This is a genomic window from uncultured Meiothermus sp. (genome assembly GCF_937863175.1).
Lineage (GTDB): Bacteria > Deinococcota > Deinococci > Deinococcales > Thermaceae > Meiothermus.
On sequence record NZ_CALMCQ010000050.1, the window covers coordinates 1 to 11,605 of the forward strand.

Below are 11,605 nucleotides of genomic sequence, written 5' to 3' on the forward strand. Positions count from 1 at the left end.
TCCCTCGGCACCCCACCATGCTCAAGCTGCCTCTTCCAGCCTGCGGATGAAGGCTCGCTCGAGGTTGCCCCGGCCAAGCTCGAGGGCTTCCTGCAGGCTCCCCTCGTATACCAGCCGGCCTTTATCAATAAAGCCGACGCGGTTGCTGACCTCCTCGGCCTCGCTCATCACGTGGGTGGAGTAGACCAGGGTTTTGCCCAGCCCGGCATAGGTCTTGACGAAATCCAGCAAGGCCCGGCGGGCAAACACGTCCAAACCAGCGGTGGCCTCGTCGAGCAGCAAAACCTGCGGCTGGTGCAGGATGGCCCGGGCAATCACAATTTTTTGCTGCATTCCGCTGGACATCTCCCGCACCTGCTTGTCCAGCACCGGCTGGTCAATCTTGAGCAGGGCCGAGGCCCACTCGATGCGGTCTTTGAGCCGCTGACCCCACAGGTCGTAAAAGCTGCCAAAGAAGTCCAGCACCTCGCGCCCGGTCAGTCTGTCATAAACCTTCATCCCACCGTTGACGATGCCCAGGTTGCGACGAACCTCGAGCGACTGCCGCACCACATCAAAGCCCGCCACCCTGGCGCTTCCGCCGCTGGGCTTGAGCAGCGTCGCCAGCATCCGCAGGGTAGTGGTCTTGCCCGCTCCATTAGGACCCAAAAGGCCGTAGACCTCTCCCGGCCCGACCGAAAACGAGATCCCTCCCACAGCCTTAAAGCTCCGGTAGGACTTTTGCAGATTCAATACTTCGATCATGGCACTACCAAAATACCCTTTGATTGTGACGAGAGAATAGGGACTTCAAGCTTGAGCCACTGTCCAACGAATGAATTCCTCGACCCTTCGAATTACTTCCAGCTCACATGCTGAGCCCGAATTCCACTTCTGAGACTGAGCTATCAGGCCAGGCCAGGGTTCGGCCAGGTGTTGTTGCGCCCAACTAACCGCCGCTGGTTTACTGCATAAACTGCTGCGTTCCATGGTATAAAGCGCCCGGCACATCGTCTCGACGGCAAAACGCATCTCGCCTGCATGGGTCTGCCAGTCTGGGTTCCCCCAGGTCTCCACCCAGTCTAGCCAGTTCGACAGCTCGAGGCGAATAGCCCCCACCACCCGTTCCATCGCGATCGGCTCGATCAAACTCCTGGGCTCAGGGCCGAAAATCGCAACTCCGTGCTCGCGCACACTCCAGAACTCCACGATCCAGTTGTGGCGCAGCTGCTTCCAGCGCAGTGGTTCGCCGCGTTCGAGCGAGACATACTGCTTCCCCGGCTGAAAGCCGTTGATCTCGGCGACCGGCAGGTAGGCCAGCTCGATCTGGTGAGCATAGCGGTTGGGCAGGGTCTGGATGTGGCGGTGCATCCTGTCCAGCCGGTCAAATTCAGCTTGATTCAGATCCTGCTTGACCACAATCAGCAAGTCAATGTCCGAGGTCTCCGGGTTGAAATCTCCCGTGACCAGCGAGCCACGCAGGTAGATGCCGACAAGGTCTGGCCCCAGAACCCTGTGCATTTCTGCGGCAAGTATCTCAACCACGGCCTGTACGTCCAAACTCCGATGCATGACCTTCCCTGCCCCAAAGCGTTTAGCTCCTGACCTTAGACGCTCGACCCTGGACCCCTACCCCGTCCGCTTGAGTTTGCCGGTGCGCTTGGCCCACATCTCGGCGGTGTGGAAGACCCACAGGCCTAGAGGAATCAGAACCACGCCCATCAGCAGTAAAATCCCCAGCTCGGGCAAGACCGAGGAGAGCGGGGCCCCCACCAGTCTGTCCGGGGTGGATTCGGGGTGGTTGATGCCCATTAGCTTGCGGCTGGCCTCGAGGGCATAGGTTGCGGGGCTCAGATACGAGAGCGGTTGAACCCAGGCCGGCAGTACGCTGACCGGGTAGTAGATGCCCGAAACCAGCAGCAAAACGCCCTGGAAGATGTTGGTAGCCTGGGCTCCGTTTTCCGGCGACATCACCGGCAAGATGGCGGCCATCAGGCCCAGCCCCATAAAAGCCAGGCTGGCAACCAGCAAGACCGCCAGTACCCCCAGCAGGTTGGCCCCGTCCACCGAGACCTGGATGAAGAGCACCAGACCCACCAGGATCACGATGGTGCGGAATACGCTGAACACGATGGCAAAGAGCGAGACCCCGCTCAGGTGAACCAGCCTCGAGACCGGGGCCATGAAGGTGTACTCCAGCGTACCCTCCCAGCGCTCGTAGGAGATGGAGTTGGCGATCTCGTTGTACATGGCCGACAAAAACGACCACAAAAGCACCCCCAGCAAAAGCGTGAGGGTCAGGCGGAAGTCGTCCTGGGCCTTGCCAATCAGGGCGATGGTGGCCGAGTTGACGATGGCATAAAACACGAAGACCGCTACCCAGCTCATATAACGCCGGGTCAGGTGCCAGTCGCGGAAGACAAAAGCCCACATGGGGCGGAGGTATCGCTCAAACATATTTGCTCCCTTTGGTCGCGCCTATAGCTGATTGCCGATAGTCCATAGCCAGAACCTAGCAGATTTCTTTCAGCTATCACCTATCAGCTAGTCGGCTATTAGCTGCTAACTATTTGCTATCAGCTATTAGCTATGGGCTATTGGCTTCTTCACTCAAATCCTCGCCGGTGAGGGCGATGAAGGCCTCTTCCAGGTCGTCGGTTCTCGCTTGTTGTTTGAGCTCCTGGGCGGTTCCCTCTGCCACCAGGCGGCCCTTGGCCAGAAAGCCAATGCGGTACGAAAGGCGCTCGGCTTCGGCCATGTCGTGGGTGGTCAGCAGGATGGTGGTGCCTTCACGCTTGCGGAGGTCTTCCAGAAAGGCCTGTACGTCGCGGCGGCTCCTGGGGTCAAGGCCGGTGGTGGGCTCGTCGAGCAGAAGCAGCGGCGGGTTGATGAGCAGGGCCCGGGCAATGGCAATTTTCTGCTGCATCCCCCGGCTCATCTCCTCGATGGGGTCGCTAAAGCGGCGCGACTCGAGGCCGAGCTGCTCCAGAATCTGCATGGCCCTTTTTTCGGCCTGGCGGGACTCGAGGCCATAGAGCTGGGCTGCATAGAGCAGGTTCTCGCGAGGCGAGAGTTTCTTGTAAAAAGCCGCGTCCACGCTCACCCGCCCCATCAGGCGGCGCAAGGCCTGCTCACCCTGGGGCAGCTGGTGGCCCATCATCTGCACACGCCCTCCGTCGGCAGTGAGCAGGGTAGAGAGGATGCGAATCAGGGTAGACTTGCCCGAACCGTTGGGGCCCAGCAGGCCGTAGGTCTCGCCTACGTGAACATAAAAAGAAACCCCTTTCAAGGCCCATTCTTCCTTGATGGGCGCACGCAGTCCCTCGCGTTTGCGAAAGACTTTTTTGAGATCGGAGACCTCAATAGCAATTCTGGTCTCGGTGGGCTTTAGGGTCAGCATAGATTTAATCATCCCATCCCTTCGACTGCGCTCAGGACAAGCCTGGGTCAGTCCATCACCCAATCTATAGTTGGTCCTGTCTTGAATAAGTCTGGGGGCCTGGGGGTCGTCTCGTCGCTGGTCTTGCGTTGAACCTCCTGCACCGCCCCTTCAAACAAACCGGCGGCCCGAGGGCCGCCAAGATAACGCACAGGGCGTTGTGAATGCGGGTCGGGTTGGGGTCAGCGCCTCAGGCGCGCAACCGGATCATGCACATTACAATGGGGTCATTCATGGTTCACCTACCAGACCCAAGTGTACGCGCTAGCGGTGCAAATATGCAAGGGCTCATTCGCAGAAAAATTTCAGACAATGTTTTTCTCTGCCACCCCTCTTGTCTGGGAAAAACGTTCGAGACGCAGTGAATCTGGGTTCAGGCTGTGCGCCCTGCCATAAACAACTTCCTCGGCCATCAGACGGCCCACCATCGCGGCCTGCTGCACCCCATGGCCAGAAAACCCGCAGGCATTGACCCAGCCCTCCACCCCCGGCATCCGGCCCAGGATGGGGTTGTGGTCGGGGGTGACCTCGTAGTAGCCCCACCAGCTAGCCCTGCGGTCGAGCTTTAGTGCCCCCAGCCAGGGGAAGCGGGCCAAGCCTACCTCCAGGGTGGGCTCGAGCCAGGCCCAGTCCATGCCTTCACGAAAGCCCAGATCGGCAGGGTTGCTCCGACCAAAAATCAGCCGGTCGTGCTCGGGGCGGAACCAGAAGCCACTGGAAAGGTCTATGGTCAGGGGGTGCCCGGGGAGGTGGGGGGTCGGCGCGGTGCAGAAGACCATCCGCCGGGCGGGCTGCACCGGAATCAAAAGCCCGGCCCGTCGGCCCACCTCGCCGGCCCAGGCCCCGGCGGCGTTGAGTACAAACTGCGCCTGGAACAATCCCCTCGAGGTCTGTACCTGCCACCCTCCGCGCACCCGCTCGGCGGCCAGGAACTCGGTCCCGGTGTGTAGCACTGCGCCAAGCTGCCGGGCGCGACCCAGGTACTCCATGCAGATGCCGTGCGGGTCTACAATTCCATCGGCGGGGCCGTAGGTAGCTCCGCGGATGGGCTCTAAGCCCTCCGCCGCTGGCGAAAAGTCGAACCACTCCTGGGCGGCCTCGAGACGCTCATTTCGGGGCGCACTACCCCCAACATACCCGGAAGCCTGCTTTTCCGGGTCCGCGTCCGTAGTGGGCGCCTCGAGTCCTCGCACCTCCACCGGCGCCCCCAGGCGCCTTTGCATCTCTACCCCTGCCATGTGACCCTCCCACTGCGAGCCTGGAACCAAGAACAAGTAGCCTGTGGGCCGGTAGGCGGCCTGGGGCATCTGACAGTACTCCTGGATCGAGTGCCAGGAGAGCAGGATGTTGGTGGCCTCGGTAAACTGCACCCGCACCCCCGCCGCACTCTTGCCGGTAGATCCCATCGCCGGGGCCGCGGCCTGTTCCAGCACCCCCACCTTTAGCCCCCGCTCGGCCAGGCGGTAGGCGCAAGCCGCGCCCACAATCCCTGCTCCAATAACCAGTACCTCGTAGCGTGACATTGCGCTCACTGTAGCGCACTGTGTCACCTTGAGCAAAAATATCCGGCTTCAGCGGGTGGAATTGCGTAGTGTAAAAATCAAGTACTGGCGCACGGCAATCTGCTTTTCTTAAGCAACGCTCAATCCCAGTCCCAAGATTTCTTTAGGCTTAGCTCAATCTGAGACCCAGACCGCTGCCTAGCCTGAAGACATGATGCTCCGTTTTCTACTCGCCCTGTTATTGCTCATACCGTTGGCACCTTTTACGCTGGCGCAATCGCGCATGGTGGAAGTGATTGTGGAGCTGGAAGGGCCGCAACTACCCCGCGGACAGGCCAGGGCCGAACTGATGCGCTTGCTCAAGGCCCATCTGAGCCAGATGCAAGGGCGGCTCAGAACTAAAGCAGCCGAAGGTTTCTGGGCCAGCCAGAGCTTTTTGGTGCGTCTGCCCGAGTCGCAGGTCGGGCGCTTGGCGCAGGTGCCCGGTGTGCGGCGGGTCTACCCCAACCGTGCGGTAAGCATGACCCAGCCGGTAGCTTCAGCCTTATCGGTTCCGGTGAATAGCGGCAGCAACTGGGCTTTACAGAGCATCGGTGCGCCCAGCCTGTGGATCCGTGGAATGCGCGGCCAGGGTGTCCGCATCGGTCACCTCGACACCGGCGTGGATGCTTCCCACCCCGATCTGCGCGGCAAAATAGCTGCCTTCGCGGTGGTCAATGCCAACGGTACCCCGCGCCAGAGTGAGCCCTACGACTCCTCGCTACACGGAACCCATACTGCCGGGTTGCTGGTGGGCAACAATTTTGGGGTGGCCCCTGAGGCCCGCCTGGTTTCCGCCCTGGTCTTACCCAATGGCTATGGCACCCTGGCCCAGGTATTGGGCGGACTGGACTGGGTGCTCGAGCAGAACGTGCAGGTGGTCTCGATGTCGCTGGGCCTGGAAGGCACCTGGACGGAGTTTGCTCCGGTCGTGGAACGCATGAAACAGATGGGGGTACTGCCGGTCTTTGCCATTGGCAACTCGGGGAGCACCACCGCCTCGCCCGGCAATATGCCCGACGCGCTGGGCATCGGTGCTACCAACCAGGCCAACCAGGTTGCGGGCTTTAGCAGCCGGGGCGAGGTGCGCTGGGGTACACCCTATAATGTGGTGCTTAGCAAACCAGATCTGGTAGCCCCTGGGGTGGATGTGCTTTCCACTATTCCCGGTGGGCGCTACATGGCCATGAGCGGGACATCGGTCAGTACCGCCATTGCTGCGGGCAGCGCGGCCTTGTTGATCTCGGGCGGCTTCAAGGCCGAACAGGTGCGCCAGGCGTTGCTCGGCTCGGCACAAAATATCCAGGCTGCTGGTAGTGGTCGGGGAATTATTCGCCTGGGCGAAGCCCTGGCCGTGCTGCGTCCACCGGACAATCCACAAGCCACTCAGCCCACACCACCTGACCCGCAGTCGCTGCAACCCAACCAGCCCTCACAGGTCAACAATCCACAGCCAGAGGGGAAAACTGCCCTGCTGGTCATTGAAACTTCCGGTGCAGCTGGGGCCAGGCGGGCGCTGGATAGCCTGGGCTTCCGCACCGAGGTGATGCAGATCAAACCCGAACAGCGTCCCGGTGCCGACAAGGTGGACGACTTCGCACTGGTTATCTGGGTTCTGCCCACCAACTGGAGCGACACCTGGCCCGAGTCACACCGCAAGATGCTGCGAGCTTATGTGGAGCAAGGCGGGCGGCTGATGCTTATTACCAACATCCAGAACCAGCGCCCTGTCACTGAGTCCAGTGCTTACGGCAAGGGCAAGGCCAGCTTCGTGAGCGGTGACCTGGGTAACCTGACAGTGGAGCGGCGGGCGCAGGTTTTTCAGGGCGTGATCCAGCATTTGATGCGCTAAATATTTCCAGTTCAGGAATTTGCACTACCCCGCGAGACTTGACAACGGAGCCGCGCCGATGCCAAACCACAAGTGCATCTCGTGACACCATCTCGAGGTCGAATCGGATAGGTGAATCCAGCCGTTTTTGCCGTCACAGCGGTGATAGTACACCTGCTTGAGATGTGGATAGAAGATGAACACATCTTTGACCCCCTGCGCAAGATGGAATTATGGTGCAATTCCAAGATTCTTTGCCCCGTACCCTTTGCTAATGATCTCAACCACAACCTCAGGAACCATGGTTAGAGGCTTCCAGGCCTCCTCAGGATCGGGGGATGGCGATATCGGGGCGCTTTAACGAGTCGTTGGAGAAGCGGGGAACAGCATCCGAGATGTAAATGCAACGGCAGCTCGAGCCCGACAGCGCATGAATGATAGTTCGGATTCGGTCAATTTCTTCCTGGTGGGCAAGGACTGGACTTATCTCCCCAGGGAATACCTCAAACAATCTCGAAGAGATTCATCCGGTCAGCCCACATCATCATTTCTTCTGGCCTGATGCCGGGCATGACCCTAGCGTACCGCAACCCCAATCAATCCGACGCCCCGGCGTACTCCTCTACCGGCGGGCAGGCGCAGACAATGTTGCGGTCGCCGTAGGCATTGTCCACCCGGTTCACCGGGCTCCAGTACTTGTCCATGGCAGGCTGTCCACCCGGGAAGCAGCCCTGGGCGCGGGTGTACTTGCGGTTCCAGTCTTCGTCGGCGATGTCCAGCACGGTGTGAGGGGCGTGGCGCAGGGGGCTCTGCTCAGCGCTAAGCACGCCCCGTTCAATCTGGGCAATCTCCTGGCGAATTGCCATCATCGCAGCAATAAAGCGATCCAGCTCGCGCTTAGACTCCGACTCGGTAGGCTCGATCATCAGGGTGCCCGGCACCGGAAAGCTCATGGTGGGGGCGTGGAAGCCAAAGTCAATCAGGCGTTTGGCAATGTCTTCCACGGTTACCTCGTGGCTGGTTTTGAAGGCCCGGGGGTCAATGATGCACTCGTGGGCTACCCGGCCTTTTTCGTTTTTGTAGAGCACCGGGAAATGGGGCTCCAGGCGGGCGGCGACGTAGTTGGCATTCAGAATGGCTACCTCGGTGGCCCGTTTCAGTCCGGCGCTGCCCAGCATCTGAATATAGGCGTAAGAAATGGGAAGAATCGAGGCCGAGCCATAGGGCGCCGCCGAGACCGGGCCGACGGGCGAACTGCCGCCATCCAGAAAGGGGTGGCCTGGCAGGAAAGGGGCCAGATGGGCCTTGACCCCAATGGGCCCCATACCCGGGCCGCCCCCACCGTGGGGAATGGCGAAGGTTTTGTGCAGGTTGAGGTGGGAGACATCCGCCCCGTAATGCCCGGGTTTGGCCAGACCCACCTGGGCGTTGAGGTTGGCCCCGTCCAGGTACACCTGCCCGCCATAGCGGTGGACAATCTGGCAAAGCTCGCGGATCTCTTCCTCAAACACGCCGTGGGTAGAGGGGTAGGTGACCATCACCGCAGCCAGGTTGGGAGCGTGCTGGCGGGCTTTGGCCTCGAGGTCGGCCATATCCACATAGCCATCCTGGTTACAGGCTACAACCACCACCTCCATCCCCACCATCTGGGCGGTGGCGGGGTTGGTGCCGTGAGCAGAAGAGGGGATCAGGCAAATTTTTCGGTGTCCCTCGCCCCTAGAGAGGTGATAGGCCCGAATTGCCAGCAGCCCGGCATACTCGCCCTGGGCCCCGGAGTTTGGCTGGAGCGAGATGGCATCGTAGCCGGTAATTTCGCAAAGCCAGCCGCTCAGGGTCTCGAAAAGCTGGCGGTAGCCCTGGGCCTGCTCGGCGGGCGCAAAGGGGTGAAGCTGGGCAAACTCAGGCCAGGTGATGGGCATCATCTCGGCGGTGGCGTTGAGCTTCATGGTGCAGGAGCCCAGCGGAATCATGGCTCGGTTCAGGGCCAGGTCGCGGTCGGCCAGCTTACGCATGTAGCGCAGTAGCTCGGTCTCGGAGTGGTAACGGTTGAAAACCGGGTGGGTCAGGTAGCTCGACTTTCGCTCTAGGCTGGCGGGCAGGTTGTCCTGGGGGGCAAAATCTGCATAGGTCAGACTTCCCCCAAAAGCCGCCCAGACCGCCTCGATAATCTCTGGGGTGGTGGTCTCGTCCAGAGCGATGCCGATGTGTGAGTCGTCCAGCTTGCGCAGGTTGATGCCCTTGCTGCGGACACTGGCCAGAATTTCTTCCACCCGGCCCTCGGCCTGGATGGTCAGGGTGTCGAAGAAGTGCCGATTCAGCCGTTTGAAGCCCAGGCGCTCCAGGCCCGCGGCCAGGATGCTGGCCTGGTGGTGAATGCTCTGGGCAATCTCGCGCAACCCTTCCGGCCCGTGGTAGACCGCGTACATCGAGGCCATCACCGCCAGCAAGACCTGGGCGGTGCAGATGTTGGAGGTAGCCTTTTCCCGGCGGATATGCTGCTCGCGGGTTTGCAGGGTCAGGCGGTAGGCCCGGTTGCCCCTCGAGTCTATCGAGACCCCCACCAGCCGCCCCGGCAGGGCCCGCTTGAGGGCGTCTCTGACCGCTATGTATCCTGCGTGCGGCCCGCCGTAGCCCATGGGCACCCCAAAGCGTTGCGTCGAGCCCACGGCTATATCGGCCCCCAGCTCCCCGGGAGGAACCAGCAGGGTCAGGGCCAGCAGGTCGGCGGCCATCACTACCAGACCCCCCGCCGCTTTTACCTTTTCGATATGGGGCCGCAGGTCGCGGATCTGGCCCAGGGTGTCGGGGTACTGGAAGATGGCGCCAAACAGCCCCTGGGGGTTCAGGTCGGCCTCGAGGTCCCCCACGACCAGTTGCCAACCCAGAGGTTCAGCTCTGGTTTGCAACACCGCCAGGGTCTGCGGGTGCACGTTCTGGTCAACAAAAAACGCAGTGCGATTTTCTTTGCAACTGCGCTGGGCCACCGCCATCCCCTCCGCTGCGGCAGTGGCCTCGTCCAGCAACGAGGCATTGGCAATCTCCAGGCCGGTCAGGTCGGCGACCATGGTCTGGAAGTTGAGCAGCGCCTCTAAGCGGCCCTGGCTGATTTCGGGCTGGTAGGGGGTGTAGGCCGTGTACCAGGCCGGGTTTTCCAGAATGTTCCGCTGAATTACCGGGGGCAGAATGGTGCCGTAGTAGCCCTGGCCGATTAGCGAGGTGAAGACCTGGTTTTTCCGGGCGATGGCTCGCATCTGCGCCAGCATCTCGGTCTCGCTCAGGCCAGGGCCGATCTCCAGCGGCCCGGCCTGCCGGATGCTCCTGGGCAGGGTCTGTTCAATTAGTTCCTCAATTGACGAGACCCCCACGGCCTCGAGCATGGCTTCAATCTCGTGGGGCGAAGGGCCAATATGACGCCAAGAAAAGTCGGCTGAGCGCAGTTTGGGGTTTGGATTCTGAGTCATGGGGTCACCTGACCCCATCTGTCCTTTTGCCTGAGAGCGTTATCCCGTCGGCGGGTGCGCAGGGCGAACCCCCTGCACCTCTCTCCAGATTGCGCTGCTGCGGTTCTTCTGCCTGAGAGTTTCCGGGGTGGTTGCTCCTTCGGCGTTGGGCCGGGCCCAATCTCTCCCGTCAGCAGCCAGCTACCTGACTACCGCTATGATAAAACATCCGCAAGCGAGGTTGAAAGGGTTATTTTGCAAAATGACTCGGGGAATTACTGGCCCTCTGCCAGAGCCTGGTACTCCGCTGCCGACAACAGGCCGTCCGCATCGGCAGACCTGACCTTTATTTTGAACAGCCAGCCCTCGCCATAAGGCGACTCGTTGAGCAACTCTGGGGTGTTGCCCAGTGCGCTGTTGGTCTCGACGACCTCACCCGCAACAGGCGCGTAGATATCTGAGGCAGTCTTAACCGACTCCACCACTGCAACCGCCGCACCCGCTTCAACTATTTTGCCCACCGCCGGCAGATCCACAAAAACCACATCACCCAGCGCATCCTGGGCAAAGTCACTGATGCCTACCGTGGCCACATCGCCCTCCAGGCGTACCCATTCATGAGATTTAGCGTATTTCAAGTCGGCTGGATAGTTCATGGTCTCTCCTCAAGGGTCAGTTTATAGCCAAGCCGCAAATGGTGAACAGGGGCGGGCTTTCGCGGTTTGCTAAAGCCTATAGCTTAACGAAAGGCGTCTCCACCACCGTTGCGGCCACCATTCGTCCTCGGATTTCCACTTCCAGTGCAGTTCCAACCCCGGCCAGACCGGCCTCCACAAAAGCCATACCGATGCCCTTCTTCAGGATGGGCGAATGGGTTCCCGAGGTCAGGAGGCCCGCTTCTCGACCTTCCTTCAGCACCCGGTAACCCTCGCGGGGGACTCCCCCTTCAACCTGCAAGCCCACCAGGTTGCGCTCACAAGGGCTCTCTAGCAGGGCTTGCTTTCCATGAAATTCCTTATGGCTTTTGACCACCCAACTGAAGGGGGTGCATAGGGGACTGGTCTCGTCGGTTAGCTCGTGGCCGTAGAGGGGAAAACCGGCCTCGAGCCGGAGCGTATCGCGCGCTCCCAGTCCGCAGGGGGTCACATCGGCTTCCAGCAGGGCGTCCCAGACAGTTCTGGCCTCATCGGGCGCCACAAACACCTCGTAGCCATCCTCCCCGGTATAGCCGGTACGGGCAAAGCGCACCCATTTACCCAGCACCTTGCCCATAAAGGTGTCGTTCTTTTTGCGGGAGATCAGGTCGGTATCGCTGAGTTTCTGCAAAACCGCAACGGCATGGGGGCCCTGTATGGCAATCAGGGCAAAGAAATCG

Annotated in this window: 9 protein-coding genes and 1 riboswitch; of the genes, 1 reads left to right on the plus strand and 8 read right to left on the minus strand. The window is 60.8% G+C overall.

What is annotated here, in order from left to right:
• Positions 1-21: 21 nt before the first annotated feature.
• From Q0288_RS02070 to Q0288_RS02090, 5 genes are all read right to left on the minus strand, one after another.
• Positions 22-744 carry an ATP-binding cassette domain-containing protein gene (locus Q0288_RS02070; protein ID WP_299426416.1) on the minus strand — a complete coding sequence of 241 codons (723 nt, stop codon included), beginning with the start codon at positions 742-744 and terminating at the stop codon, positions 22-24.
• 45 nt (positions 745-789) lie between these two features.
• Positions 790-1,551, minus strand: a complete 762-nt coding sequence (locus Q0288_RS02075; RefSeq protein ID WP_299426419.1) for an aminoglycoside adenylyltransferase domain-containing protein — start codon at positions 1,549-1,551, stop codon at positions 790-792.
• 57 nt (positions 1,552-1,608) lie between these two features.
• Positions 1,609-2,436 (minus strand): ABC transporter permease, encoded by an 828-nt coding sequence (locus tag Q0288_RS02080; RefSeq protein WP_299426422.1) that lies wholly within the window; start codon positions 2,434-2,436, stop codon positions 1,609-1,611.
• 130 nt (positions 2,437-2,566) lie between these two features.
• A complete protein-coding gene (locus tag Q0288_RS02085; RefSeq protein WP_299426424.1) occupies positions 2,567-3,391 on the minus strand; it encodes an ABC transporter ATP-binding protein in 825 nt (274 codons plus the stop codon).
• Between the two features lie 332 nt (positions 3,392-3,723).
• Positions 3,724-4,941, minus strand: coding sequence for an FAD-dependent oxidoreductase (locus tag Q0288_RS02090; RefSeq protein WP_299426426.1), 1,218 nt, complete (start codon positions 4,939-4,941; stop codon positions 3,724-3,726).
• A 190-nt stretch (positions 4,942-5,131) separates the two neighbouring features.
• Here Q0288_RS02090 and Q0288_RS02095 point away from each other — a divergent pair, with 190 nt between their 5' ends.
• A complete protein-coding gene (locus Q0288_RS02095) occupies positions 5,132-6,811 on the plus strand; it encodes a S8 family serine peptidase (protein ID WP_299426429.1) in 1,680 nt (559 codons plus the stop codon).
• 575 nt (positions 6,812-7,386) lie between these two features.
• On the opposite strand, the gene gcvP is transcribed toward Q0288_RS02095, so the two are convergent.
• The 3 genes from gcvP to Q0288_RS02110 form a co-directional block, all read right to left on the minus strand.
• Positions 7,387-10,251, minus strand: a complete 2,865-nt coding sequence (gene gcvP, locus Q0288_RS02100; RefSeq protein ID WP_299426432.1) for an aminomethyl-transferring glycine dehydrogenase — start codon at positions 10,249-10,251, stop codon at positions 7,387-7,389.
• 91 nt (positions 10,252-10,342) lie between these two features.
• Positions 10,343-10,430: riboswitch (glycine riboswitch) on the minus strand.
• 75 nt (positions 10,431-10,505) lie between these two features.
• Positions 10,506-10,886, minus strand: coding sequence for a glycine cleavage system protein GcvH (gcvH, locus tag Q0288_RS02105; RefSeq protein ID WP_299426435.1), 381 nt, complete (start codon positions 10,884-10,886; stop codon positions 10,506-10,508).
• 76 nt (positions 10,887-10,962) lie between these two features.
• Positions 10,963-11,605: glycine cleavage T C-terminal barrel domain-containing protein (locus tag Q0288_RS02110; protein ID WP_299426438.1), on the minus strand; the 643-nt coding region annotated here is incomplete at its 5' end.